Consider the following 24,570-nt stretch of genomic DNA (forward strand, 5'->3'; position numbering starts at 1 on the left):
CGGTTACTTGTCGAGGTAAGCTTTGACGGCCTCCAGGCCGGGTTTGCCATCAACCGTGGTCACGCCGGCCAGCCAGGTGTCGAGCACCTGAGGGTTCTTCTTCAGCCAGGCCTTGGCCGCGGCGTCGGGCTTCATTTTGTCGTCCAGGACATTCCCCATCAGGGTGCTTTCCATGTTCAGCGTGAACACCAGGTTTTTCAGCAGTTGGCCGACGTTGCTGCATTCCTGGGTGTAGCCCTTGCGGGTGTTGGTATAGATGGTGGCCTGGCCGTAGTTGGGGCCGAACGAGTCGTCACCGCCGGTCAGGTACTTCATCTTGAAGCGGGTGTTCATCGGGTGCGGTTCCCAGCCGAGGAACACGATGGCCTGGTCGCGCTTGGTGGCGCGCTCCACCTGGGAGAGCATGCCGGCTTCGCTGGATTCGACCACTTTGAAGCCCGCGGTTTTCAGGCCGAAGGCGTCTTTGTCGATCAGCGTCTGGATGGTGCGGTTGCCGTCGTTACCTGGTTCGATACCGTAGATCTTGCCGCCCAGCTCATCCTTGAATTTGGCGATATCGGCGAAGTCTTTCAGGCCTTTGTTGTACAACGCCTCGGGGACGGCCAGGGTGTACTTGGCGTTCTCCAGGTTGGCGCGCACGGTTTCCACGGTGCCGGCATCACGGTACGGCTTGATGTCGTTTTCCATGGTCGGCATCCAGTTGCCGAGGAAGATGTCCATGTTCTTGCCGTCTGCCAGTGACTTGTAGGTCACCGGTACCGAAATCATCGTGGTGCGTGGCTTGTAGCCCAGGCCCTTGAGAATTTCGCTGGTGGTCGCAGTCGTGACGGTGATGTCGGTCCAGCCGACATCGGAGAAGTTGACGGTCTTACACTGTTCCGGTTCTGCAGCGTGTGCCATGACTGGCAGACTCAGCATGGCGGCCAACAACAACGAGGGTGAACCTTTCATCGGGGTAGACTCCTGTGTCTTTTCTGGCGGCATTCGCCGCGCTTTATTAGGTGTTGCGGTTGGGGCGTGCGACGACAGCTCTGGCACGGTGCCTTGCAAACGAGTCGAGACTGATCATGTACCAGTGAAAATCTGACGCCTACAGGGGGCGTCGTATCCAGTACAGGGAGGGTCGTATCCAGTGTCGGTGACGTCGCTTACAGGTTTTTCCCAAGTCAAAACTGCTGTTTTTGCCCATCTGCACCGCTAAAAACGGCCAAAACAGGCGATCGCACGGGAGCGACGCTGGTGAGCATGAGTGCGTCGGTGTGAGACGCCGTGAGGGCAGGTAAAAGCTTGATGATGCCGCCATCTGGGCGATCTGAGCGTAGCACCTCGTTCAAGCCTGGCCGTGCTTATCGAGGAGTTCTACCGCAATGGCTATCAGTGTTTTCGACCTGTTCAAGATCGGCATCGGGCCTTCGAGTTCTCACACCGTCGGCCCCATGCGCGCCGCGGCGTTGTTCGTCCAGGCTTTGCGTGAACGTGAACTGTTGGAACAGGTCCGGCGCGTCGAAGTTCAGCTCTACGGCTCCTTGTCGGCTACCGGCATCGGTCACGGCAGTGATACCGCGACCATCATGGGCCTGATGGGCGAGTGGCCGGACGCGATCGATCCGGCGCAAATCGGCCTGCGCATTCATACCCTGCGCAAGACCGATACCTTGCTGCTGGACGGACGTTTGCCCGTGCCGTTCGTATGGGCCCGGGACATGTGCCTGCTCGACGAAAACCTGCCGTTCCATCCCAATGCCATGACCCTGGTGGTGTTCGGCGATGACGGCGAGCTGCACCGCGACACTTACTATTCAGTGGGGGGCGGTTTTGTGGTGGATGAGGCCCAGGCCCGCAGCGGTGTGGCCGATATGGACAGCACCGCCTTGCCCTATGATTTTTCCAGCGCGGTGGAGCTGTTGCAGCTGTGCAAGACCCACAACCTGCGCGTCGCCGAGCTGATGATGGCCAATGAAAAGGTCTGGCGCTCCGAGGACGAAATCCGCAGCGGCCTGATGAAGCTCTGGCGCGCCATGCAAGAGTGCGTCGAGCAGGGCCTCAAGCACGAAGGCATCCTGCCCGGCGGCCTCAACGTGCGTCGCCGTGCCGCCAAGTTGCACCGTAGCTTGCAGGAATTGAACAAGCCCAATGTGATCGGCTCGACCTTGAGCGCGATGGAGTGGGTCAACCTGTTCGCCCTGGCGGTCAACGAAGAAAACGCCGCCGGTGGACGCATGGTCACCGCCCCCACCAACGGCGCGGCGGGGATCATTCCGGCTGTGTTGCATTACTTCATGAAATTCAGCGACGAAGTCACCGAAGCCAACGTGGTCGACTACCTGCTCAGCGCCGCGGCGGTGGGGATCCTGTGCAAGAAGAATGCATCGATCTCCGGTGCTGAAGTCGGCTGCCAGGGCGAGGTGGGCTCAGCCTGCGCCATGGCCGCCGCCGGGCTGGCAGAGGTTCTTGGCGCCACGCCGGAGCAATTGTGCAACGCCGCCGAAATTGGCCTGGAACATAACCTTGGCCTGACCTGCGACCCGGTGGGCGGCCTGGTGCAAGTGCCGTGCATCGAACGCAACGCGATTGCGGCGGTGAAGGCGATCAACGCGGCACAGATGGCCCTGCGCGGCGACGGCCAGCACTTCATCTCCCTGGATCGGGTGATCCGCACCATGCGCGATACCGGGGCGGATATGCATGACAAGTACAAGGAAACATCGCGGGGTGGGTTGGCGGTGAGTGCGGTGGAGTGCTGAGACCGCGATGCCTGCATCGGGGGCAAGTCGAATCGTCGCACCGTCCCTCCCACATGTTGAATTGTGAATACCTTCAAATGTGGGAGGGGGCTTGCCCCCGATGGCTGTAATCCAGGCAATGCTGCTCAAAAAGTGAACACTCCAACCTAAATCGCCACCTTTTAGCGCGTCGCAAACAGATAAGTAGCTCGCGAACGATTTCCCCTCCGACCACCCGTCACCTGTGCGTGCGGTGACAGACTTTTCCTACGCCCTGAAAGCGCCTTCCCACAAGTGCTACCGAACTGCTCACAGCCCTTGAGTAGGCTCGCTCCTACGACCAATTCGGGTCGTATTCCGCACTTCCTGCGTGGGCTTATATAGACGCGTCATGAGGTCGTTTTCAGGAGTTATTGAATAGCCATTCAATTTTAGGCATGGCATTTGCTCTATCAATTCAAAGCGTCGCTCTGCATCGCAGACGCGCGCAATAACAAGAGCCTCGCCTGAGGCCATCACCCGCTTTGTGTGAGGAGATACCGCCATGACGTCGTTCAACTCCGGGACTCAACCCCAGAACCGTGCGCCTCAATCCATCGGCTTTTTGCTGCTGGACAATTTCACGCTGATTTCCCTGGCTTCGGCAGTGGAACCACTGCGCATGGCCAACCAGTTGTCCGGTCGCGAGTTGTATCGCTGGACGACCCTGAGTGTCGACGGGAACCAGGTGTGGGCCAGCGACGGCCTGCAAATCACCCCCGATGCCTCCATGCACAAAGCCCCGGCCCTGGACACTGTGATTGTGTGCGGCGGCGTGGGCATCCAGCGTACCGTCACTCGTGAACACGTGTCGTGGCTGCAAAGCCAGGCGCGTCAGTCCCGTCGCCTTGGCGCGGTGTGCACCGGCAGTTGGGCCTTGGCCTGCGCCGGCTTGCTCGACGGGTTCGATTGCAGCGTGCACTGGGAGTGCCTGGCGTCGATGCAGGAAGCCTTCCCCCGCGTGTCGATGAGCACCCGCCTGTTCACCCTCGATCGCAACCGTTTCACCAGCTCCGGCGGCACCGCGCCGCTGGACATGATGCTGCACCTGATCAGCCGCGACCATGGCCGTGAACTGTCGGCGGCGATCTCCGAGATGTTCGTGTACGAGCGCATCCGCAACGAGCAGGATCACCAGCGCGTGCCGCTCAAGCACATGCTTGGCACCAACCAGCCGAAGTTGCAGGAAATCGTGGCGCTGATGGAAGCCAACCTCGAAGAGCCGATCGACCTGGATGAGCTGGCGGTGTACGTCGCCGTGTCGCGGCGCCAGTTGGAGCGGCTGTTCCAGAAATACCTGCACTGCTCGCCGTCGCGCTACTACCTCAAGCTGCGCCTGATTCGCGCCCGGCAGTTGCTCAAGCAAACGCCGATGTCGATCATCGAAGTGGCGTCGGTGTGCGGGTTCGTGTCCACGCCGCACTTCTCCAAGTGCTACCGCGAATACTTCGGCATTCCGCCACGGGATGAGCGCGTAGGCTCCAACACCACCCAGCAGGTGGCGATGATGCCGATTCCGCAGGCGTTGGTGTTGTCACCGTTGTCGGGGCCGATGTCGGCGTTGAGCCAGGCGCGCAACGAGTCGACATTCGCCAGCGTACGGCTCTAACTGTAGGAGCGAGCTTGCTCGCGAAAAAAGCAAGAGCGCCGCGGGGCACCTGGTGCCCCGCGTCATTGTTGGCGATCTTCGCGAGCAAGCTCGCTCCTACAGGGAGGGTGGCTGTCAGGCGCCAGCGTTCTGCTTGAACTGCACCAACGCCGGCAACAACTGCTTGTCGATCGCCTGGCGCACCGCCGGCAGAATCGTCGCACTGCCAGTGTACATCTGCTCAACCATACCCTTGAGCGCCTTGGCCCGTGCTTCGCTCAAACCGCGTACCGCGCATTCGCACGCCTGTTCGGCGCTGGCACCGCTGGATACCTCGAAACCCAGCGAGCGCAGTTGGCTCAGCAGGTCATCCTGGTCAATCAAATCCGCATGCATCATGACGTTTATCCTGGTGAAGGGAGCGGGGGATTGATCTGGATTCTGGTAGGCCCCCGGCTGGTCGGCAAGGGCAGAATGCACGAATGGCTCAGATGGCTATGAGCGTGTCGTTTTCGGGTCATTTACCCACCGAAGGAATAGGCACACTGGCTACCAGCAAGCAGCTTGAAGGTTTGGTCACCCTCGGGATGTACGGCTCACACAAAGCGCTCTGCCCCGATCCCGTCACGGCTGGATCGGGGCTTTTTTTTGCCTGGGTTTTTTGCGCTGCCGCGCCGCGATCTACCGCTGCAACACCAGGATCCTCGAGAGCAACTCGTCGCGATCGATGTAGCACCCCTGAAAGTGCCGCGCCCCGGATGTTGGATCAAACGCATTACGCGCATGCAACGTACGGCGGTTATCGAAGCACCACAGCTCGCCCGGGTTCAGGCGCTTGACCAGCCGAAAGCGCGCCTCGCGCGTCATCGCGATAAACCGCCGATAAGCCCGATACAGCAACGGCATCTGCGCCACCGACGTTTCGAACGGCCCGCGCAAAAAGTTGGCCATGCGAATCTCCACCACCTCGCCCAACGCGTCCAGGGCAATGATCGGCGCAAGGCGGCGATAGTCGCTGTGACGGTCTTTGTTGCGAAACTCCACGGGTATTTCACACAAGGCGCGAAACGCTTCGGGATCTTCCTCGCGCAGGGCATTGGCGATGGCAAACCCATCGACAAAAAGACTCTCGCCACCGTCCGCATCGTTCACCAGGCAATGCAAGAATTGCAGCCCCGGTTGCAGCTCCCGGGTCGGCAGATCGCTGTGCAACGGCAGGTTGAAAGCGGTGTAGGCATTGCTGTCGGCATCGGCCTTGGATTGCACGTTGAACAGCACACCAAAATTGCTCTCGCGGATAAACGAAATGCGCTTGGCGATCAGTGCCAGGGAACCCGGTTCGGTGGGCACGCCACGGACTTGGGTAAGGCCCAGGTCGCGCAGTGCCAGTAGCCATTGCAGCAGGGCCTTGGGGTCTTCCATCACGGCGGTATAGTCAAACACCGGGAGATCGAAGGTGCTGTCCCACAACTGGGGTTGGGGCTTTGCCGCCCTGCGTTCGGCGCGGGATTCATCGTCATAGGCATGGGCGCGCAGCCAGCCGGGATCGTATTGGCTGCGATGGCCGCCACGCCACTCCACGCTGAGAACACCGTGCTCGATCCGCGCGCCGATGGCGCTGAGGTCGTCATCCACGTCGACAATTTCCAGCACCTGCTCACGCGTCACGCTGTACACGCATTGTGCGCACGGGCAGTTGTCCCGCAGCCACTGATGATGAAACGGGCTGACCCGGCCATCGGCCCAGCGTACGCGAATCTGATCTTCCAACACCTGCGCCTCGGCGAGGTCGCAGCGCTTCGGGTAAGTACGGAAATCGGCAACAGCGGCGGCGGTTTGCATGATGGCTCCTTATTTTTTTGGTGGCAGTCCAATCACTCGGCCGAGGAGGGCGGGCCTTGGCAGATCGGCTTGCTCAGTGCTGATCGCAACGAGTTTTTCCAGCGTCGCCTCGGCAAACGGCGCCGAATGCGGGCCTGCCAGGTCAACGTGCAGCAGCATCTGTTCGTTGCCGGCCAGCTCTTTCTCGTCGCCCACTAAATGCAGGCTGTGATAAAGGTGCAGGCGCTTGGCGTCGTGGGCGATCAGTTGCGTATGCACCTCCACCGCGGCGCCGAGTTTCACTTCGTGCAGGTAGTTCAGGTGCAGTTCCAGGGTGAACAGCGAATGGCCGTTGGCTTCGCGGTTGTCGCTGGTAAGGCCCAGGGTGTCCATCAGCGCGTCGGTGGCGTAGCTGAAGATCAGCAGGTAGAACGCGTCGCGCAGGTGGCCGTTGTAGTCCACCCAGGCGGGTTGGATTTTGGTGGCGTAGGTGGTCAGTGCAGGCATCACATGAATTCCGGCTATGTACGCGGTCAGGAATGTGGGAGGTGGCTTGCCCCCGATAGCGGTGTGTCAGTCAAGGTGTTCGGTACTGATCCACCGCTATCGGGGGCAAGCCCCCTCCCACAGGGTTATTCGGCGAAGGTCATGCCGTGTTTTTCCTTGGTCGCCTTCACCGCTTCGAGCACCGCCAACAGGCAATCGTCACGATAGCGTTCCAGCGCCGAAATGCTGTGTTTGCCCAATTGGTCGCTGGTGCCCTCGACCACATCGTCGATCAGCTTGTCGGTCAGCTCCGGTGCCGGCAGGTAGGTCCACGGCAACTGCAACGCCGGACCGAACTGCGCCATGAAGTGCCGCATGCCCGCATCACCGCCTGCCAGGGTATAGGTGAGGAAGGTGCCCATGAACGACCAGCGCAACCCGGCGCCAAAGCGAATGGCGTCGTCGATTTCGCCGGTGGTCGCCACGCCGTCATTGACCAGGTGCAGCGCCTCGCGCCACAGCGCTTCGAGCAAGCGGTCGGCGATAAAACCGGGGACTTCCTTGCGCACATGCAGCGGGCGCATACCGAGGGCTTCATACACCTTGATCGCGGCCTGGATCGCTTCCGGCGCGGTGTGCTTGCCGCCCACCACTTCCACCAGCGGCAACAGATAGACCGGGTTGAAAGGGTGGCCGACGACACAGCGTTCCGGGTGAGTCGAACCCTCGTAGAACTCGCTCGGCAACAGCCCGGAGGTACTCGAGCCGATCAGTGCATTGGGCTTGGCCGCTGCGCTGATCTTGCTGTGCAATTGCAGTTTCAGCTCCAGGCGTTCCGGGGCGCTTTCCTGGATGAAGTCGGCGTCTTTCACGCATTCTTCAATGGTGGCCACAAAGCGCAGGCGGTCTTGCGATGCGCCGGGTGCGAGGCCCTGTTTTTCCAGGGCGCCCCAGGCATTGGCGACGCGTTTGCGCAGCGCCGCTTCGGCACCTGGCGCGGGGTCCCAGGCGACCACGTCGAGGCCATGCGCCAGGGCGCGGGACACCCAGCCGCTGCCGATGACACCGCTGCCGAGGGCGGCGAAGGTTTTGATTTCTGTAATAAAGCGCATGGCAAATTCCTAAAGCGTTCAGTGATCCCTTGTGGGAGGGGGCTTGCCCCCGATTACGGTGTGTCAGCCAATAGATCCTTCAACTGACACACCTCTATCGGGGGCAAGCCCCCTCCCACATTTTTTGATTAGCGGCGTTTGGTGAGGCCCATTTTTTTGCGGCCTTCGGCCGGGGTCATGACCCGCGCGCCCAGGCGGCTGAGGATTTCACTGGCGCGTTCCACCAGTTGGCCGTTGGTGGCGAGTACGCCCTTGTCCAGCCACAGGTTGTCTTCCAGGCCCACACGCACGTTGCCACCCAGCAGCACGGCCTGGGCCGCCATCGGCATCTGCATGCGGCCGATCCCGAACCCTGCCCACACCGCGTCGGCGGGCAGGTTGTCGACCATGGCTTTCATGGTGGTGGTGTCGGCCGGCGCGCCCCACGGGATGCCCAGGCACAGCTGGAACAGCGGGTTGTCGAGCAGGCCCTCCTTGATCATCTGCTTGGCGAACCACAGGTGGCCGGTGTCGAAGATTTCCAGCTCGGCTTTTACCCCCAGCTCCTGGATACGTTTGGCGCCAGCGCGCAGTTGGGCCGGAGTGGACACATAAATGGTGTCGCCATCGCCGAAGTTCAGGGTGCCGCAATCGAGGGTGCAGATTTCAGGCAGCAGTTCTTCCACATGAGCCAGGCGGGTCAGCGGGCCGACCAGGTCGGTATTGGGGCCGAATTCCATCGGGTTCTCGCCGCCGCCGATCTCCAGGTCGCCACCCATGCCAGCGGTGAGGTTGACGATGATGTCGATGTCAGCCTCACGAATGCGCTCCATCACTTCGCGGTACAGGGCGACGTCGCGGCTGAACTTACCGGTTTCGGGGTCGCGGACGTGGCAGTGCACCACGGTAGCGCCGGCTTTGGCGGCTTCCACGGCGGCGGCGGCAATTTGCTTGGGGGTGACCGGCACGTGAGGGCTTTTGGCGGTCGTGTCGCCAGCACCGGTGAGTGCGCAGGTGATGATGACGTCGTGGTTCATGAGGTGGGTTCCTTACAGGCGTGTGATTTCAAGGCGTAGGACGCCGTTCGCGGCCAGGGATGACCGCGACGCGGGGAGTCCAAAAAGGTTATTTGCTGGTCAATTGCAGGTTGGCGGCGGCCGGTTTGCCGTCGAAGGTGGTCACGCCTTCAAGCCAGCGCTGCTGGTCCTGCGGGTGATCCTTGAGCCACTGTTTGGCGGACTCCAGAGCGTCCTTGTGATCCAGCAGCGGCTGCATCATCCGGCTCTCGTCGGCGGCGGTGAAGGTCAGGTTGCTCAGCAGCTTGTGCACGTTGGGGCACTGCTCGGCGTAGGTCGGCGAGGTGACGGTCCAGACGGTGGCCATGCCTTCGTTCGGGCCCAGGGCGTCCTCGCTGCCGGTCAGGTAGGTCATTGCCACGTTGACGTTCATCGGGTGCGGCGCCCAGCCGAAGAACACCACGGCTTCCTTGCGGCGCACGGCGCGGTCCACGGCGGCGAGCATGCCGGCTTCGCTGGACTCCACCAACTGGAACTTGCCCAGGCCGAACTGGTTCTTGGCGATCATCGCCTTGATCTGGGTATTGGCGCCCGAGCCAGGTTCGATGCCGTAGATCTTGCCACCCAGTTCTTTCTCGAACTTGGCGATATCGGCGAAGGTTTTCAGGCCCTTGTCCGCCAGGTAAGTCGGCACGGCGAGGGTGGCGCGGGCATCTTCCAGGCTCGGTTTGTCGAGGACCTTGACCTGCTTGGCGTTGACGAACGGTGTGATGGTCTGGGTCATCAGCGGGTTCCAGTAGCCGAGAAACAGGTCCAGGCGCTGGTCGCGGATGCCGGCGAAGATGATTTGCTGGGAGGCGCTGGTTTGCTTGGTCTTATAGCCGAGGCCGTCGAGCAATACCTGGGTCATGGCGCTGGTGGCGATGACATCGGTCCAGTTCACCACGCCCATGCGCACGTTCTGGCAGGATGCCGCGTCGGCGGCCAGGACATTGGTGCTCAAGAGGGCGCTGGCACTGAGTGCGAGTACGCAACGGCTGATCAGTCGATTCATGGTGGATCCCTCGGCAGGTCGTTATTGTGGGGGCCGGCGTCTTTGTGCGCCGTGGGATCACGTTACGCAGCTTGGAGGGCGGCAAAACGCACGGCGGCGACTCACTCTTGCACTGCAGCGACCTGCCCCCTTGAATCCACCCGAGAACGGGAGTATCACAGTGCCACGCTGCCCGTCCGACGAGAGCGCCACCATGTCCCAGGATTTCTACTTTTTGCTGATGCCGGGCTTTTCGGCCATCGGTTTTATTTCGGCGCTTGAACCGTTGCGCGTGGCCAACCGCTTTCGTGGCGAGTTGTACCGCTGGCACGTATTGAGCGCCGATGGCGGCGCGGTGCTGGCGAGCAATGGCATGTCGGTCAACGCCGACGCCGCGCTGGAACCGTTGAAGAAGGGCGCCACCTTGATGGTGGTCGCCGGCTTCGAACCGCTCCAGTTCGCCACGCCCGCCCTGGAGCACTGGCTGCGCCGCCTCGACCACGACGGCGTCACCCTTGGCGCCATCGACACCGGCGCCTGTGTTCTCGCCGAGGCGGGCCTGCTCGACGGTCATCGCCTGACCCTGCACTGGGAAGCCATTGATGCCTTCAAGGAATCGTATCCGCACCTGAGCGTGACCCAGGAACTGTTCGAGATCGACCGCCGCCGCATCACCTGCGCCGGCGGCACCGCGTCCATCGACCTGATGCTCGACCTGATCGCCCAGGCCCACGGCCCGGACCTGGCCATCCAGGTCTCCGAACAATTCGTGCTCGGGCGCATTCGCCCACGCAAAGACCACCAGCGCATGCAGATCGCCACGCGCTACGGCATCAACAACAAGAAGCTGGTGCACGTGATCGGCGAGATGGAGCAGCACACCGAGCCGCCCCTGAGTACCTTGGCCCTGGCTGACACGATCAAGGTCACCCGGCGCCAGTTGGAACGCTTGTTTCGCCTGCATTTGAACGACACGCCGAGCAACTTCTACCTGGGCCTGCGCCTGGAAAAAGCCCGGCAGTTGCTGCGCCAGAGCGACATGAGCGTGCTGGAGGTGAGCATTGCCTGCGGGTTTGAGTCGCCGTCGTATTTCACCAGGAGTTATCGGGCCAGGTTTGCCAAGTGTCCGAGGGAGGATCGGCGACGGGAGGTGGTTTGACGGGCAATTATAGTCAATTATACTCGTTACTATAATTTATAGTCCTTTACATAATTGAGTATAAAACCATGCCCAAGCACAGCGGCTTTGTGTTTCGCCGCCCCACCCTGGCACGCAGTATTGCCGATGGCCTGGTGGGGGCCGGTATTCAGGATTTCACCTCTGGCCTGTTTCTCGCGGCGCCCCGTCGCACCGGCAAAAGCACCTTTCTGCGCGAAGACTTGATTCCGGAATGTCAGCTCCGGGGCTGGCTGACGGTGTATGTGGATCTCTGGGCTGACAAAGAGAAAGATCCTGCAGAGTTGATTGCCAGTGCTATTGCGGCTGCTCTGGTTCCCTATGAAAAGGGCATTCGCAAACTGGCCAAGAACATCGGCATCGAGAAACTGAGCTTTCTGCGTACGCTCTCCTGGGATTTTACCAAGCCACAATTGCCTGTCGGGGCGACGCTGACCCAAGCGTTGGAATTGCTCCACAGCGCTGCTGAAAAACCCGTTGTGCTGGTGATTGACGAAGCGCAGCACGCATTAACCACCGAGTCGGGTATCAATGCGATGTTCGCGTTGAAGGCTGCCCGGGATCAGCTCAACCAAGGCCGTGACGAGGAAGGCAGCGGCTTGCGCCTGGTGTTTACCGGCTCCAACCGCGACAAGCTGGCTCACTTGGTGCTCGGCAAAAGCCAGCCGTTCTTCGGCTCCAGCATCACGCCGTTCCCCTTGCTCGGCAAAGAGTTCACCCAGGCGTACACCGTGCACCTCAACGCTCATTTGGCGCAAACCAATCAGTTCAACCCTGCCGACATTGATGAGGCGTTTGAGCTGGTAGGCCGGCGCCCCGAGATGTTGCGTACGATCATCGGTGAAGTCGCGTTGGAGTTAGGCGAGGCCAGTAACCTCGGCCAACTCCTGCACAGCCGCGCCGAGCTGTTGCGCGCAGGTGTATGGACCGAGTTCGAAAGCGCCTGGAACGCCCTGACCATCCCGCAGCGCGCCGTGCTGGAGGTGATGGTGGAGCGCTCTCAAAACAACGAACCCTTCGCGCCATTTACCGACAGCACCCTCACGGCTGTCAGCAAGGCGCTGGAAGATATGGGCAGCGACGTGGTACCGGGTACCCAGACCATCCAGGCCTGCATCGATGCCCTGCGCGACAAGGAACTGGTGTGGAAGTCGAGCCGGGGCGGGTATGCCCTGGAAGACAAGACATTCGGCGACTGGCTGCGGCACAAGCGCCATGCCCCCCACTAAAGACAACACACATCCCATGTGGGAGGGGGGCTTGCCCCCGATAGCGGTGGGTCAGCCAAAGCTGTATCAACTGACCGTCCGCTATCGGGGGCAAGCCCCCTCCCACATGGGGTGTTTGGTGTGGTTTATTTCTTCAGCAGTGCCGAACACGCCGTCTTGAAGGCCTCATGCTGATACTTGTTCAGTGTCGCCGGCAGGTCAAAGTTGTGCTTCTTGTTCTGCGCGTTGATGGTCTGTGGTGACAGCAGCGTCACCTCAACCCCCTCCAGCAGTTGAAACACCCCTTCAATCTTGAACGTGGTCGGGCCGCCGGCGAATTCGCCTTTCTTGCTGCGCTTCTTGATGGCGATGCGCTGGAGGGCGTTTTCCTGCACGAACGCCTTCACCTGGGCGGCGAAGGCTTTGACGTTGGCGGCTTCATCGTCGTCTTCAAGGGCGATTTTCTTGGTGGCCAGGGCGACGTGGGTCAGTGTCTGGTCGTCCAGGGAGGCAACGGCGAAGATCGCTTCGCTGCCTTTGATTTCGATGCCGCAGAGAGTCATGAGTAGCCTTGGTTCAAAGAGAGAGGCAGGGATTGTCGCTTATTCCTGCCCAATCGACTCCAGAAACTCCGACCGCTCATCACTCATCCGCGCCAGGCAATCATTCTGCGCAATTGCATATTCCTTGGTGCCTGTCACCGCTGGGAAGGTATCCACCGCACAATCGGCGTCACGCAGCTTTTCCCACTTCTGCTGGGCGTCCTTCAGACGAGCGGTAATGTCGGCGAGCTCTGACTTGTTGCGGCCATAGGTCGAACCCATGCGCTCCAGCAGGACCTGGTAGTTATCCTTGAGCAATTGTTCTGCGGTGGTTTTGTTGTAGGTGGCGCATTCCAGGGTTTGCTTGTCGTTTTCGATGCCGTCGCACGGCGTGCTGTCGGTGTCTTCGGCGGCGTGGACGCCGGTTGCGATGAGTGCCAAAGCCAGGAAAATCGATTTCATTGCGCCGTCTCATATCAGTGGATGACCGAATTCTGGCTCAAGCGTAAGACAAAGAACAGCCGCCAGTCAGACACCTCTTAACAGCCTTTGTCGCGGATTGACGCTTTCGGCAATTCCCCTGTCGTTTTTGCACCCGGCTCAGGTTGCCCCTGGGCATATGCTGGCCCCAAAGCGCCGGCAGACGATTCGGCGCATGAATCGCCAATAAGGGGACGCCTGATGAGCCCAGCGCAATTGCACGCCGACAGCATCGTTATCGACGGGCTGATCATTGCCAAGTGGAACCGCGAGCTGTTCGAGGACATGCGCAAAGGTGGCCTGACTGCCGCCAACTGCACCGTGTCGGTGTGGGAAGGGTTCCAGGCCACGATCAACAACATCGTCGCCAGCCAGACCTTGATCCGCGAGAACAGCGACCTGGTGATCCCGGTGAAGACCACCGCCGACATCCGCAAGGCCAAGGAACAGGGCAAGACCGGCATCATCTTCGGCTTCCAGAACGCCCACGCGTTTGAAGACCAGCTCGGCTACGTCGAGATCTTCAAGCAGCTCGGCGTCGGTGTGGTGCAGATGTGCTACAACACCCAGAACCTGGTGGGCACCGGTTGCTACGAGCGCGACGGCGGCCTGTCGGGCTTCGGTCGCGAGATCGTCGCCGAGATGAACCGCGTCGGCATCATGTGCGACCTGTCCCACGTCGGCTCCAAGACCAGCGAAGAAGTCATCCTCGAATCGAAAAAACCGGTGTGCTACTCCCACTGCCTGCCATCGGGCCTTAAGGAGCACCCGCGCAACAAGTCCGATGAAGAGCTGAAGTTCATTGCCGACCACGGCGGTTTTGTCGGTGTGACCATGTTTGCGCCGTTCCTGGCCAAGGGCATCGATTCCACCATCGACGACTACGCCGAAGCGATTGAATACACCATGAACATCGTCGGCGAAGACGCCATCGGCATCGGCACCGACTTCACCCAGGGCCATGGCCAGGATTTCTTCGAAATGCTGACCCATGACAAGGGCTACGCCCGCCGCCTGACCAGCTTCGGCAAGATCATCAACCCGCTGGGCATCCGCACCGTGGGCGAGTTCCCCAACCTCACCGAGACCCTGCTCAAGCGCGGCCACTCTGAGCGTGTGGTGCGCAAGATCATGGGCGAGAACTGGGTCAACGTCTTGAAGGACGTTTGGGGCGAATAAGCCAAACACCCCCGGGCATACCACTACGAATTTTTCTGGAGTTAAGTTTCCATGGCCAAGATCGCCCCGCAATTGCCAATCGAAGTCGACAGCGAAACCGGTGTCTGGACTTCCGACGCCCTGCCGATGCTGTACGTACCGCGCCATTTCTTCGTCAACAACCACATGGGCATCGAAGAAGTGCTGGGCGCCGAAGCCTACGCCGAGATCCTCTACAAGGCCGGCTACAAGTCCGCCTGGCACTGGTGTGAAAAAGAAGCCGAATGCCACGGCCTGGAAGGCGTCGCGGTGTTCGAGCACTACATGAAACGCCTGTCGCAACGCGGCTGGGGCCTGTTCAAGATCCAGGACATCGACCTCGACAAAGGCACCGCCAGCGTCAAGCTGGAACACTCGGCGTTCGTCTACGTGTACGGCAAGGTCGGGCGCAAGGTCGACTACATGTTCACCGGCTGGTTTGCCGGTGCCATGGACCAGATCCTGCAAGCGCGTGGTAGCCAGATTCGCACCGTGGCCGAGCAAGTCTACGGAGGCTCCGAAGAGGGCCACGATGACGGCCTGTTCATCGTCAAGCCGTTGTAAGCCGAGGACCCTGCCATGGCTTTCGAAGCAATGTTCCAGCCGATCCAGATCGGCAAACTGACCATCCGCAACCGCGTGCTCAGTACCGCCCACGCCGAGGTGTATGCCACCGACGGCGGCATGACCACCGACCGCTATGTGAAGTACTACGAAGAGAAAGCCAAGGGCGGTATCGGCCTGGCGATCTGCGGCGGTTCCTCGGTGGTGGCCATCGACAGCCCCCAGGAATGGTGGAGTTCGGTGAACCTGTCCACCGACCGCATCATCCCGCACTTCCAGAACCTGGCCGACGCCATGCACAAGCATGGCGCCAAGATCATGATCCAGATTACCCACATGGGCCGTCGCTCGCGTTGGGACGGCTTTAACTGGCCAACCCTGATGTCGCCGTCCGGCGTGCGCGAGCCGGTGCATCGCGCCACCTGTAAGACCATCGAGCCGGAAGAAATCTGGCGCGTGATCGGCAACTACGCCAGCGCCGCCAAGCGCGCCAAGGCCGGTGGCCTGGACGGGGTGGAACTGTCCGCAGTGCACCAGCACATGATCGACCAGTTCTGGAGCCCACGGGTCAACAAGCGTACCGACGAGTGGGGCGGTACCTTCGAAGGCCGCATGAAATTCGGCCTGGAAGTGCTGAAAGCCGTGCGCGCCGAGGTCGGTGACGACTTCTGCGTGGGCATGCGCCTGTGCGGTGACGAGTTCCACCCGGACGGCCTGTCCCACGAGGACATGAAGCAGATCGCCAAGTATTACGACGACACCGGCATGCTCGATTTCATCGGCGTGGTGGGCTCGGGTTGCGATACCCACAACACCCTGGCCAACGTGATCCCCAACATGAGTTATCCACCGGAGCCGTTCCTGCATTTGGCGGCCGGTATCAAGGAAGTGGTCAAGGTTCCGGTGCTGCACGCGCAGAACATCAAGGACCCGAACCAGGCCACGCGCATCCTCGAAGGCGGCTATGTGGACATGGTCGGCATGACCCGTGCGCACATCGCCGACCCGCACCTGATCGCCAAGATCAAGATGGGCCAGATCGACCAGATCAAACAGTGCGTCGGCGCCAACTATTGCATCGACCGCCAGTACCAGGGCCTGGATGTACTGTGCATCCAGAACGCCGCGACGTCGCGTGAATACATGGGCGTGCCGCACATCATCGAGAAGTCCACCGGGCCCAAGCGCAAAGTCGTGGTGGTCGGTGCCGGCCCGGCCGGGATGGAGGCCGCGCGCGTGGCCGCCGAACGTGGCCACGACGTGACCCTGCTCGAGAAGAAAGAATTTATCGGCGGGCAAATCACCACCGCCTCCAAGGCCCCGCAGCGCGACCAGATCGCCGGTATCACCCGCTGGTTCCAACTGGAGCTGGCGCGTTTGAAAGTCGACCTGCGCCTGGGGGTTGCCGCTGACGCTGAAACCATTCTGGACCTGCGTCCGGACGTGGTCGTGCTGGCGGTCGGCGGGCATCCGAATGTCGAGCAAAACGAACACTGGGGCGCAGCCGAAGGCCTGGTGGTGAGCAGTTGGGACGTGCTCGACGGCAAGGTGGCGCCGGGCAAGAACGTGCTGGTGTACGACACCATCTGTGAGTTCACCGGCATGTCAGTGGCGGATTTCCTCGCGGACAAAGGCAGCCAGGTCGAGATCGTCACCGACGACATCAAGCCCGGCGTGGCCATCGGCGGTACGTCGTTCCCGACCTACTACCGCAGCATGTACCCCAAGGAAGTGATCATGACCGGCGACATGATGCTGGAAAAGGTCTACCGCGAAGGCGACAAGCTGGTGGCGGTGCTGGAGAACGAATACACCGGCGCCAAGGAGGAGCGGGTGGTGGACCAGGTGGTGGTGGAGAACGGTGTCCGTCCGGACGAGGAAATCTACTACGCCCTCAAGCCAGGTTCGCGCAACAAGGGCCAGATCGACGTTGAAGCCCTGTTCGCGATCAAGCCGCAGCCGTGCCTGAGCGAAACGGGCGATGGGTACTTGCTGTTCCGCATCGGTGACTGTGTGGCCCAGCGCAACACCCACGCTGCCATCTATGACGCCCTGCGCCTGTGCAAGGATTTCTAAGCCGGCCTTGAACCAATGTGTACTCGGTCCAAGTGTGGGAGGGGGCTTGCCCCCGATGGCGGTGGGTCAGCTACAGCGGTATCAACTGACAGTCCGCCATCGGGAGCAAGCCCCCTCCCACATTCAGGGCCGGTTTCACAGTAGACCTGTGTGGTCTGTGGGAGCTTCACCATGTTGAACACCTTGCTGCCTATTCTTTTGTTTGCCGCCTTGGGCCTCGCCGTCCTCGGCGCCCTGCGCCGGGTGAACATGTGGCGCCGTGGCCGCGCGTCCAAGGTCGACCTGCTGGGCGGCCTGCTGGCCATGCCCAAGCGCTACATGGTCGACCTGCACCACGTGGTTGCCCGCGACAAATACATCGCCAACACCCACGTCGCTACGGCGCTGGGCTTTGTGCTGTCGGCGCTGCTGGCGATCCTGGTGCATGGCTTTGGCCTGCACAATCGCATCCTCGGCTACGCCTTGCTGTTGGCCTCGGTGCTGATGTTTGTCGGCGCCACGTTCGTCTACCTGCGTCGGCGTAACCCACCGTCACGCCTGTCCAAGGGCCCGTGGATGCGCCTGCCGAAAAGCCTGATGGCGTTCTCGGTGAGCTTCTTCCTGGTGACCTTGCCGGTGGCCGGGATCCTGCCTGCCGACTTCGGCGGCTGGCTGCTGGCAGCGTTGCTCAGCGTTGGCGTGCTGTGGGGCGTGTCCGAGATGTTCTTCGGCATGACCTGGGGCGGCCCGATGAAACACGCCTTCGCCGGGGCTCTGCACCTGGCCTGGCACCGCCGTGCCGAGCGTTTTGGCGGTGGCCGATCCACAGGTTTGAAGCCGCTGGACCTGACCGACAAAAGCGCGCCACTGGGCGTGGAAAAACCCAAGGATTTCACCTGGAACCAACTGCTCGGCTTCGACGCCTGTGTGCAGTGCGGCAAGTGCGAAGCCGCGTGCCCGGCATTTGCCGCTGGCCAGCCGCTGAACCCGAAAAAGCTGATCCAGGACATGGTGGTCGGCCTCGCCGGCGGCACCGATGCCGCATTCGCCGGCAGCCCGTATCCCGGTAAGCCGATCGGCGAACACAGCGGTAATCCTCATCAACCGATCGTCAACGGCCTGGTGGACGCCGAGACGCTGTGGTCGTGCACCACCTGCCGCGCCTGCGTGGAAGAGTGCCCGATGATGATCGAGCACGTGGACGCCATCGTCGACATGCGCCGCCACCTCACCCTGGAAAAAGGCGCCACACCGAACAAGGGCGCCGAAGTCCTGGAGAACCTGATCGCCACCGACAACCCGGGCGGCTTTGCCCCGGGCGGGCGCCTGAACTGGGCGGCAGACTTGAACCTGCCGCTGTTCAGTGAAAAAGGCAGCGCCGATGTGCTGTTCTGGGTCGGCGACGGTGCCTTCGACATGCGCAACCAACGGACCTTGCGCGCCTTCGTCAAAGTGCTGAAAGCGGCCAAGGTCGACTTCGCCGTGCTTGGCCTCGAGGAGCGCGACAGTGGCGATGTGGCCCGTCGCCTGGGCGACGAAGCGACCTTCCAGCTGTTGGCCACACGCAATATCCAGACCTTGGCCAAGTACAGCTTCAAGCGCATCGTCACGTGCGACCCGCACAGTTTCCACGTGCTGAAAAACGAATACGGCGCCTTCAACGGTGACTATGTGGTGCAGCATCACAGCACTTACATGGCCGAACTGATCGGCGACGGCACATTGAACCTGGGCCAGCACAAGGGCAACAGCGTGACCTATCACGACCCTTGTTACCTCGGCCGCTACAACGGCGAATACGAAGCACCGCGCCAAGTACTGCGGGCGCTGGGGATCGAGGTCAAGGAAATGCAACGCTCGGGCTTCCGTTCACGCTGCTGCGGCGGTGGTGGCGGTGCGCCGATTACGGACATTCCCGGCAAGCAACGTATTCCGGATATGCGCATGGACGACATCCGCGAAACCGGCGCCGAGCTGGTGGCCGTGGGGTGCCCACAGTGCACCGCGATGCTCGAAGGCGTGGTCGAACCGCGCCCACTGATCAAGGACATCGCCGAGTTGGTGGCTGACGCCTTGCTCGAAGATGCCACGCCGGCCAAGGCTCCCATCCCGCGTGAACCTGCGGAGGTGCACTGATGAGCGACATTATCCGCCGCGACCCACGGGCCGAATGGATTGCCCGTAACCGTCTGCACCCGCTGCATGCGGCGATGCAGCCGCTGCAACACAGCTGGATGGGGCCCAACGGCGTCATTCGCAAGAACGTGCACGGTGTCGGTTTTATCGGCCCCAACGGCATCAAGCGCATCGACCGCAGCGGCGCCCAGCAGGGTGGTGCGACCAAGCGTACAGCCGCGGTAGAAGTGCAGTTGCCGTTGCACCAGGTGCCCAGCCCGGCGTTCTACATCAACGTGGTGCCGGACATGGTCGGCGGCCGCTTGAGCAGCCATGACCGAGACCTGCTCGGCCTGGCCCGGCAACTGGCCGGCAGCGACGGCGCGGTACTGGCGGTGGTGTTTGGCGAGCATAAGGAAAGCGCGTTTGCCACGGCCGGTGTCGATCGTCTGCTGGTGCTGGAAGGCCACGAGTTCGACGGTTACTCACCGGAGCAACGCGTCCAGGGCCTGCGGGCCGTGGATCAGCAATTCAACCCGCGCCACTGGTTGCTGCCCGACAGCCGCAGTGGTGGCGGCGAACTGGGTCGGCGTTTCGCCGCCAGCCTCAAGGAGCGCCCGGCCACGCGGGTGTGGCAGATCAAGGGGGAGGAATGCATCGGCCGCGCGGGTGCCGGCCAGCAAGACTTGGCTCGACCGCTGCCGCGCCTGATCCTGGCCGCCGCCGAGTGTGCCGATCCGGTCAGCGATACCCGTCACGAAGTGCTGCCGGTAGCGTTATCCACAGCCCTGGCGCGCAGCCTGCCGCGTATCGAGGACCTCGGTGCGGTGGCGGTGGACCCGGCGGCGATTCCCATGGCCGAGGCCGAATTCATCTTCTCCGGCGGCAACGGGGTCAAGGACTGGGCACTCTTCCACCAGACCGCCGCCGCACTGGGCGCGACCGAAGGCGCCTCACGGGTAGCGGTGGATGACGGTTTCATGGCGCGCGACCGCCAGGTGGGCGCCAGCGGCACCTGGGTCACCGCACGGGTCTACGTGGCCGTGGGGATCTCCGGGGCGATCCAGCACCTGCAAGGTATCGGCGCCTGCGACAAAGTGGTGGCGATCAACCTCGACCCGGGCTGCGACATGATCAAGCGCGCCGACCTGTCGGTGATCGGCGAAAGCGCCGCGATACTGCAAGCCTTGATCGACGCGGTCCAGACATACCGCAGCGGCGCCAAGCGCGATGCGGCTTAAGGAAATGGCCATGACGACGAATGTAATCAGCCTGGTGTCCATCGGCGCCCACCCGACCTCCGGCCGGCCGCGCCGCGCCGAACAGGATGCACGCGCTGTGGAACTGGGTTTGCAACTGGCAGGGGATACGTTGCAGGTACTGCATGCCGGCAACATCGCCGAACCCACGTTGCGCAGCTACCTGGGCATGGGGTTGCCGCAACTGCAAGTCCTTGAGCAACCGCTGGGGGCCGACGTGTTGCCGGCGCTCAGCGACTACCTGCGCGACGCGGGGGCACACATCGTGCTGACTGGCAGCCAGGCGGAAACCGGTGAGGGGTCGGGCATGTTGCCGTTCCTGCTCGCCGAGCACCTGGGCTGGCCGTTGATTGTGGGGCTGGCGCAGGTGGAGTCCATCGACGCGGGCGTGGCCCATGTACTGCAAGCCTTGCCCCGCGGCCAACGCCGCCGCTTGAAGGTGCGCCTGCCGTTCCTGGCGACGGTGGATAACGCTGCGCCCAAACCTCGGCAAAGTGCCTACGGCCCTGCGCAACGCGGTGAGCTGGCGGCCCATGAGGTTGAGGTTCAAGAGGATGAGTTATTCGGCAGTGCGCTGCTGCAACCGGCCAAACCTCGGCCCAAGCGGCTCAAGGTGATCAAGGCCAAGAGCGGCGCCGACCGCATGAAGGCCGCCACGGCCAAGGCCAGCGGCGGCGGTGGGCAGGTGCTCAAGGGTGTAAGCGCCGAGGAAGGCGCCCAAGCCATTCTCAAGTTGCTGATCGAAGAAGGCGTGGTGCGTTAACGCATAAACACTGCAAAACAAATGTGGGAGGGGCTTGCCTCCCCTTTTATCTCAAACGACCGCACTTTTGTGGTGAGCGGGCTTGTTGTGGCAAGCCCCAATACCCGTCAGTTAAGCGCCTATCGCCTTCTGTAGGAGCGAGCTTGCTCGCGAAAAACTCACAGGCGCCGTGTTCATTCAGGAAACACGCGTTATCGTTGACGTTTTTCGCGAGCAAGAACTAGGCGTCCCCCTCGCTCCTACAAAAAGCCTTAACTGACTGGCATTGGGGCAAGCCCGCTCGCCACAGGGGTTCCAGTTTGCTGCGCGACAGCGCTAAGTCGGATATTTAGCGGGACCTCCCATTCTCGGTGGACCGCCGTGCAGAACGGCGGAGCATAGGTTTTGCACCTTCATGTAAGACGCGCGCCCCAAACGGCAGTGGAACCTATGGCCAGAAAACTTTGGATTTCTGCTTGGCTCCAAGTTCTCCCGTCCGAGCAGCGTTGACGGCAGAAAAAATTGAAACAGGGCGGTTTTAAAAGTGAAGGGTACAAGGAGGATTGAGTTTTGGCAGAGGCTCAAGAGTTCATATCGGGCGCCTGCGGGTGCGGATCTTCAGGCTGAATAACCAAGAGCCGGTTCTCAATCACTTCTCGCGGTAACAGATAGCTATACCCGTTATTTAAAAAGCGTATTAAAGACTGTTGTTTATAACAGTGGTCTTTCACCTACTTTGGTGCAATTTTGTACTCGTGAAGTTTTAGGGTTCAAGAGGTGTCAAGAAGATGCAATAGGTGTAAATGGCAGGCATGACGCACAACATACCTAGAATTCGTCGCCTTCATAGCTAACGTATGGGTGAAGAGAGAGGTGAGGATGGCGGCTTTCAGAAAATTCTTACTACGGTGAACATAAAATGAACAGAGAAGAGTTAAGGGCGGAATTTATTAAATGCGATGCTGATGGTGATGGCCAACTTAACGAAGAAGAGCTTCATAATTTATTAGTTGCCATTGGCGCTAGGGTTGGGATGGATGATCAGGCAATAATGCGTGCCCTTATACGCTTTGATCTTGATCTCAGTGGTAAAGTTGACTTTAAAGAGTTTGTGGCGGTTTCGGCGCTGTTGGGGCTTTAGTGTGTTGTATACGGTGTATTGTAAGTATTTGATTTAATCATCCGCCCTTGAATTTTAACTTCGTGGGCGGATGATCGTTTTGTATTTCTTCTGTGACGAATATTTAGGCAGAGATCGTGCGTGTCGGCATGTGTGGCTGGATTGTTTTGCAATAGGAGTTTTAGATAGAGCTGTTGCTCCTGCGAGCGGTGCAGCAGTGTTGGGTATGCCAAGCAGCAGGTGCTGGAAGTTTTGGCACACTGACACTCTGGTTCAATGCTGTCTATGACGCCACGCATTCCAGCCGGCGAGCACCATATACCAGACCAGTTCCTGGGCAAAAACCTCCGCAGAAGCTCGACCCCGGACGTGACTCTTACGGTGAGGCCGGGGGCGATTCCGGCTTGGGCACCAATGCTGGCAGCGGCGGTGGCAGGGGCTGCCAGTTGCTGTCCGACGGGGGTATCAACGGTGGTGGTAGGGCCGGGGTGCCGCCGCCGCCTCCGGTGGACTTGAGCAACATATTGCTGGTGGTATCGCGCAGGATCATGCCCTCGGTCGAACTGCGTGCCTCCGTGCCGCTGTGGAAGGTGCTGATCTGGGAAATCGGCAGGTCCAGGTTGCGTTCGATCCTCGGCGTCAGCAGCAGGATGATCTCGGTTTTCTGCTGGGTGTTCTGGTTGCTGCCGAACAGTTTCTTGCCAATCCACGGGATCTGGCTCAGCCACGGCAGCCCTGAGCCTTCGTCGATATCCGCCGTGCGGATCAGCCCCGAGACGATCTGGGTTTCATTGTTGCGCGCGGTCAACAAGGTCTTGGTCGCGCGGGAGCCCAGCTCGAAGGTGGCCGGCACATTGTCCGAGCCGGGAATGCGCTTGGTGATATGGCTCATTTCCACGTTCAATTCCAGGTTCACCTCATCGCTCACGCTGATATTGGGCTTGACGTTGATCTGCAGCCCCACGTCCTGGTACGTCACCGACGACGTGGTGACCTGGTTGGCGGTGGTGGTGGTCACCACCGGGATCTTGTCGCCAATATTCACCTGGGCTTCTTCACGGTTGCGCACGCGGACCCTGGGGTTGGCCAGGGTCACCGTATTGCCGCTGCGTTGCAGCATGTTGATGCGCGCCGAGGTGCTGCCCGCGTCGAGCAGGATGTTGTCGCCGTTCACGCCGCGCAGTGCGCTGATCGGTGTGCCCGCCAGCCCACCGGGCAGGTTGCTGAAGTTGCCCAGCGACAGGCCGATACTTTCTGGGTAGACGATGCCCAGGTTCCGTTCGTCATTCAGGCTGACCTCCAGCACCTGGATATCGATGGTCACTTCCGACTGTGCGATATCAATGGCCTCCACCAGTTTTTCCACGGCGCTGAGGGTGTCGAGGCCATCGCGCACGATCACCGCGTTGAGGCGTTCGTCCACCAGTACTTCCTTGGGCTTGAGGACTTGCTTGATTTCGGCGCCGACGACCTTGGGGTCGCCATGGCTGAGGTAGAACGTTCGCACTGCCAGCTCACGGTATTCACGCTCTTTGTCCGCCCGCCGGGGATAGATGAGGATGGTGTTGGCGTTGAGGATTTTCTTGTCGAGGCCCTGGGTGGTCAGCAGCAGGTTAAGCGCGTCTTCGGCGGTAGTTCTGCTGGCGCTCATGCTTGCCGAGGCGCTGGGATTGACGTCCTTGTCGATGACGAAATTGACCCCGGACAGCCGCGCAATCGTTTCAAAAATCGTGCTCAGGCTCTGCGAGCTGAAGTCCAGGCTGAGCGGTTTGCGCATTGCGTCACTGAGGTCGGGGCTGAGGTAGTCGGCGCTGACCAATTGGCGGGTGAGGGCACTGCGTAAATCGAGGGCGGCGCGGTAATTGGGTTTTTGCGCGATGACCTGGCGCACCAGGTTCAATGCTTCCACGGGTCTCGATTGTTGCAGGGCATAGGCCCGCTCCAGCTGTGGCCGCAGCTGCTTCATCGCCTGGATGCTCTGGATTTCCTGGCGTGCGCCGAGGTTGCTGGGGTCGTACTTGAGGATGGTTTCCAGCGCGCGGATGGCGGCTGCATCATCGCCGCGCAGCAAGGCGGCACTTGCTTCCCGGCTGTATTGGGCGACCAGCAACTCCAATTTGCCGAATTGTGCCGTGCGCAACCGCACATCGTCAGGCGCTTCCTTGGCTTCGGCTTGCAGCACCTCGACCGAGCGCACGATGTCGCCCTGTTGGCGCAACGCGTCGCTTTGCTCGATGGCGCGCTGGGTTTCACAGGCCCCCAGCAGCGTCAGCGCCAGGCTCAGGGGGAATAACGTATGTCTCGCCATGATCCT

At 61.1% G+C, this 24,570-nt stretch carries 21 protein-coding genes and 1 pseudogene; 11 read left to right on the forward strand and 11 right to left on the reverse strand.

Annotated elements, in window-relative coordinates; genetic code table 11:
* Nucleotides 1-3 precede the first annotated feature (3 nt).
* Nucleotides 4-951, reverse strand: a complete 948-nt coding sequence (locus QU606_RS02565) for a choline ABC transporter substrate-binding protein (RefSeq protein ID WP_024077823.1) — start codon at nt 949-951, stop codon at nt 4-6.
* Nucleotides 952-1,367: 416 nt separating this feature from the next.
* On the opposite strand from QU606_RS02565, the gene QU606_RS02570 reads away from it, so the two are divergent.
* Entirely contained in the window at nt 1,368-2,744 is a 1,377-nt protein-coding gene (locus QU606_RS02570; protein WP_304998082.1) for an L-serine ammonia-lyase, read from the forward strand.
* Nucleotides 2,745-3,267: 523 nt separating this feature from the next.
* Nucleotides 3,268-4,371: a GlxA family transcriptional regulator gene (locus QU606_RS02575; RefSeq protein ID WP_024077821.1), complete on the forward strand. Its 1,104-nt coding sequence runs from the start codon at nt 3,268-3,270 to the stop codon at nt 4,369-4,371.
* Here QU606_RS02575 and QU606_RS02580 read toward each other — a convergent pair.
* The 7 genes and pseudogenes from QU606_RS02580 to QU606_RS02610 all read right to left on the reverse strand — a co-directional run.
* Nucleotides 4,361-4,489: pseudogene (locus QU606_RS02580) on the reverse strand (outer membrane lipoprotein carrier protein LolA); the annotation flags it as partial. The gene QU606_RS02575 and the pseudogene QU606_RS02580 sit on opposite strands and share 11 nt — an antisense overlap.
* On the reverse strand, nt 4,486-4,749 hold the full coding sequence (locus QU606_RS02585) for a hypothetical protein (RefSeq protein WP_024077820.1): 264 nt from the start codon (nt 4,747-4,749) through the stop codon (nt 4,486-4,488). The gene QU606_RS02585 and the pseudogene QU606_RS02580, both read right to left, overlap by 4 nt.
* A 282-nt stretch (nt 4,750-5,031) precedes the next feature.
* Nucleotides 5,032-6,192: a gamma-butyrobetaine dioxygenase gene (locus QU606_RS02590; protein WP_304998083.1), complete on the reverse strand. Its 1,161-nt coding sequence runs from the start codon at nt 6,190-6,192 to the stop codon at nt 5,032-5,034.
* A 9-nt stretch (nt 6,193-6,201) separates the two neighbouring features.
* Nucleotides 6,202-6,678 carry a thioesterase family protein gene (locus tag QU606_RS02595; protein ID WP_304998084.1) on the reverse strand — a complete coding sequence of 159 codons (477 nt, stop codon included), beginning with the start codon at nt 6,676-6,678 and terminating at the stop codon, nt 6,202-6,204.
* 125 nt (nt 6,679-6,803) lie between these two features.
* Nucleotides 6,804-7,769 carry an L-carnitine dehydrogenase gene (locus QU606_RS02600; protein WP_069077111.1) on the reverse strand — a complete coding sequence of 322 codons (966 nt, stop codon included), beginning with the start codon at nt 7,767-7,769 and terminating at the stop codon, nt 6,804-6,806.
* 128 nt (nt 7,770-7,897) lie between these two features.
* Nucleotides 7,898-8,785 (reverse strand): 3-keto-5-aminohexanoate cleavage protein, encoded by an 888-nt coding sequence (locus QU606_RS02605; RefSeq protein ID WP_193689913.1) that lies wholly within the window; start codon nt 8,783-8,785, stop codon nt 7,898-7,900.
* An 88-nt stretch (nt 8,786-8,873) separates the two neighbouring features.
* Entirely contained in the window at nt 8,874-9,818 is a 945-nt protein-coding gene (locus QU606_RS02610) for a choline ABC transporter substrate-binding protein (RefSeq protein WP_024077815.1), read from the reverse strand.
* A gap of 193 nt (nt 9,819-10,011) precedes the next feature.
* Between QU606_RS02610 and QU606_RS02615 the strand changes: the two genes are divergently transcribed.
* Both QU606_RS02615 and QU606_RS02620 read left to right on the forward strand, forming a co-directional pair.
* On the forward strand, nt 10,012-10,956 hold the full coding sequence (locus QU606_RS02615; RefSeq protein WP_024077814.1) for a GlxA family transcriptional regulator: 945 nt from the start codon (nt 10,012-10,014) through the stop codon (nt 10,954-10,956).
* 68 nt (nt 10,957-11,024) lie between these two features.
* Nucleotides 11,025-12,203: an AAA family ATPase gene (locus tag QU606_RS02620; protein WP_024077813.1), complete on the forward strand. Its 1,179-nt coding sequence runs from the start codon at nt 11,025-11,027 to the stop codon at nt 12,201-12,203.
* Between the two features lie 125 nt (nt 12,204-12,328).
* Here the strand turns inward: QU606_RS02620 and QU606_RS02625 are convergent, their stop codons facing one another.
* On the reverse strand, nt 12,329-12,745 hold the full coding sequence (locus QU606_RS02625) for a DUF3010 family protein (protein ID WP_304998085.1): 417 nt from the start codon (nt 12,743-12,745) through the stop codon (nt 12,329-12,331).
* 39 nt (nt 12,746-12,784) lie between these two features.
* Nucleotides 12,785-13,186: a lysozyme inhibitor LprI family protein gene (locus QU606_RS02630; protein WP_304998086.1), complete on the reverse strand. Its 402-nt coding sequence runs from the start codon at nt 13,184-13,186 to the stop codon at nt 12,785-12,787.
* A 219-nt stretch (nt 13,187-13,405) separates the two neighbouring features.
* On the opposite strand from QU606_RS02630, the gene QU606_RS02635 reads away from it, so the two are divergent.
* From QU606_RS02635 to QU606_RS02665, 7 genes are all read left to right on the forward strand, one after another.
* A complete protein-coding gene (locus QU606_RS02635; RefSeq protein ID WP_024077810.1) occupies nt 13,406-14,383 on the forward strand; it encodes a dipeptidase in 978 nt (325 codons plus the stop codon).
* A 51-nt stretch (nt 14,384-14,434) separates the two neighbouring features.
* Nucleotides 14,435-14,965, forward strand: coding sequence for a 4-vinyl reductase (locus tag QU606_RS02640; RefSeq protein ID WP_024077809.1), 531 nt, complete (start codon nt 14,435-14,437; stop codon nt 14,963-14,965).
* A 15-nt stretch (nt 14,966-14,980) separates the two neighbouring features.
* Nucleotides 14,981-17,041 carry a dimethylglycine demethylation protein DgcA gene (gene dgcA / locus QU606_RS02645; protein WP_024077808.1) on the forward strand — a complete coding sequence of 687 codons (2,061 nt, stop codon included), beginning with the start codon at nt 14,981-14,983 and terminating at the stop codon, nt 17,039-17,041.
* 171 nt (nt 17,042-17,212) lie between these two features.
* A complete protein-coding gene (gene dgcB / locus QU606_RS02650; protein ID WP_304998087.1) occupies nt 17,213-19,156 on the forward strand; it encodes a dimethylglycine demethylation protein DgcB in 1,944 nt (647 codons plus the stop codon).
* Nucleotides 19,156-20,376: an electron transfer flavoprotein subunit alpha/FixB family protein gene (locus QU606_RS02655; RefSeq protein ID WP_024077806.1), complete on the forward strand. Its 1,221-nt coding sequence runs from the start codon at nt 19,156-19,158 to the stop codon at nt 20,374-20,376. Before dgcB ends, QU606_RS02655 begins: the two co-directional genes overlap by 1 nt.
* Before the next feature lie 10 nt (nt 20,377-20,386).
* A complete protein-coding gene (locus QU606_RS02660) occupies nt 20,387-21,157 on the forward strand; it encodes an electron transfer flavoprotein subunit beta (protein WP_024077805.1) in 771 nt (256 codons plus the stop codon).
* Nucleotides 21,158-22,055: 898 nt separating this feature from the next.
* Complete coding sequence (locus QU606_RS02665; protein WP_024077804.1) at nt 22,056-22,277, forward strand: EF-hand domain-containing protein; 222 nt, start codon at nt 22,056-22,058, stop codon at nt 22,275-22,277.
* Between the two features lie 355 nt (nt 22,278-22,632).
* Here QU606_RS02665 and QU606_RS02670 read toward each other — a convergent pair whose 3' ends face one another.
* Nucleotides 22,633-24,564, reverse strand: a complete 1,932-nt coding sequence (locus QU606_RS02670; protein ID WP_024077803.1) for a secretin N-terminal domain-containing protein — start codon at nt 24,562-24,564, stop codon at nt 22,633-22,635.
* Nucleotides 24,565-24,570 lie beyond the last annotated feature (6 nt).

The organism is Pseudomonas sp. OVF7 (assembly GCF_030644265.1).
GTDB classification, from domain to species: Bacteria; Pseudomonadota; Gammaproteobacteria; order Pseudomonadales; family Pseudomonadaceae; genus Aquipseudomonas; species Aquipseudomonas gorinensis.

Coding starts and splice junctions, on each gene's coding strand:
- QU606_RS02610 (WP_024077815.1), bottom strand. CDS start 9,818: ATGAATCGACTGATCAGCCGTTGCGTACTCGCACTCAGTGCCAGCGCC.
- QU606_RS02665 (WP_024077804.1), top strand. CDS start 22,056: ATGAACAGAGAAGAGTTAAGGGCGGAATTTATTAAATGCGATGCTGAT.
- QU606_RS02660 (WP_024077805.1), top strand. CDS start 20,387: ATGACGACGAATGTAATCAGCCTGGTGTCCATCGGCGCCCACCCGACC.
- QU606_RS02565 (WP_024077823.1), bottom strand. CDS start 951: ATGAAAGGTTCACCCTCGTTGTTGTTGGCCGCCATGCTGAGTCTGCCA.
- QU606_RS02630 (WP_304998086.1), bottom strand. CDS start 13,186: ATGAAATCGATTTTCCTGGCTTTGGCACTCATCGCAACCGGCGTCCAC.
- QU606_RS02575 (WP_024077821.1), top strand. CDS start 3,268: ATGACGTCGTTCAACTCCGGGACTCAACCCCAGAACCGTGCGCCTCAA.
- QU606_RS02585 (WP_024077820.1), bottom strand. CDS start 4,749: ATGATGCATGCGGATTTGATTGACCAGGATGACCTGCTGAGCCAACTG.
- QU606_RS02605 (WP_193689913.1), bottom strand. CDS start 8,785: ATGAACCACGACGTCATCATCACCTGCGCACTCACCGGTGCTGGCGAC.
- dgcA (WP_024077808.1), top strand. CDS start 14,981: ATGGCTTTCGAAGCAATGTTCCAGCCGATCCAGATCGGCAAACTGACC.
- QU606_RS02600 (WP_069077111.1), bottom strand. CDS start 7,769: ATGCGCTTTATTACAGAAATCAAAACCTTCGCCGCCCTCGGCAGCGGT.
- QU606_RS02615 (WP_024077814.1), top strand. CDS start 10,012: ATGTCCCAGGATTTCTACTTTTTGCTGATGCCGGGCTTTTCGGCCATC.
- QU606_RS02620 (WP_024077813.1), top strand. CDS start 11,025: ATGCCCAAGCACAGCGGCTTTGTGTTTCGCCGCCCCACCCTGGCACGC.
- QU606_RS02590 (WP_304998083.1), bottom strand. CDS start 6,192: ATGCAAACCGCCGCCGCTGTTGCCGATTTCCGTACTTACCCGAAGCGC.
- QU606_RS02625 (WP_304998085.1), bottom strand. CDS start 12,745: ATGACTCTCTGCGGCATCGAAATCAAAGGCAGCGAAGCGATCTTCGCC.
- QU606_RS02655 (WP_024077806.1), top strand. CDS start 19,156: ATGAGCGACATTATCCGCCGCGACCCACGGGCCGAATGGATTGCCCGT.
- QU606_RS02595 (WP_304998084.1), bottom strand. CDS start 6,678: ATGCCTGCACTGACCACCTACGCCACCAAAATCCAACCCGCCTGGGTG.
- QU606_RS02635 (WP_024077810.1), top strand. CDS start 13,406: ATGAGCCCAGCGCAATTGCACGCCGACAGCATCGTTATCGACGGGCTG.
- QU606_RS02670 (WP_024077803.1), bottom strand. CDS start 24,564: ATGGCGAGACATACGTTATTCCCCCTGAGCCTGGCGCTGACGCTGCTG.
- QU606_RS02570 (WP_304998082.1), top strand. CDS start 1,368: ATGGCTATCAGTGTTTTCGACCTGTTCAAGATCGGCATCGGGCCTTCG.
- QU606_RS02640 (WP_024077809.1), top strand. CDS start 14,435: ATGGCCAAGATCGCCCCGCAATTGCCAATCGAAGTCGACAGCGAAACC.
- dgcB (WP_304998087.1), top strand. CDS start 17,213: ATGTTGAACACCTTGCTGCCTATTCTTTTGTTTGCCGCCTTGGGCCTC.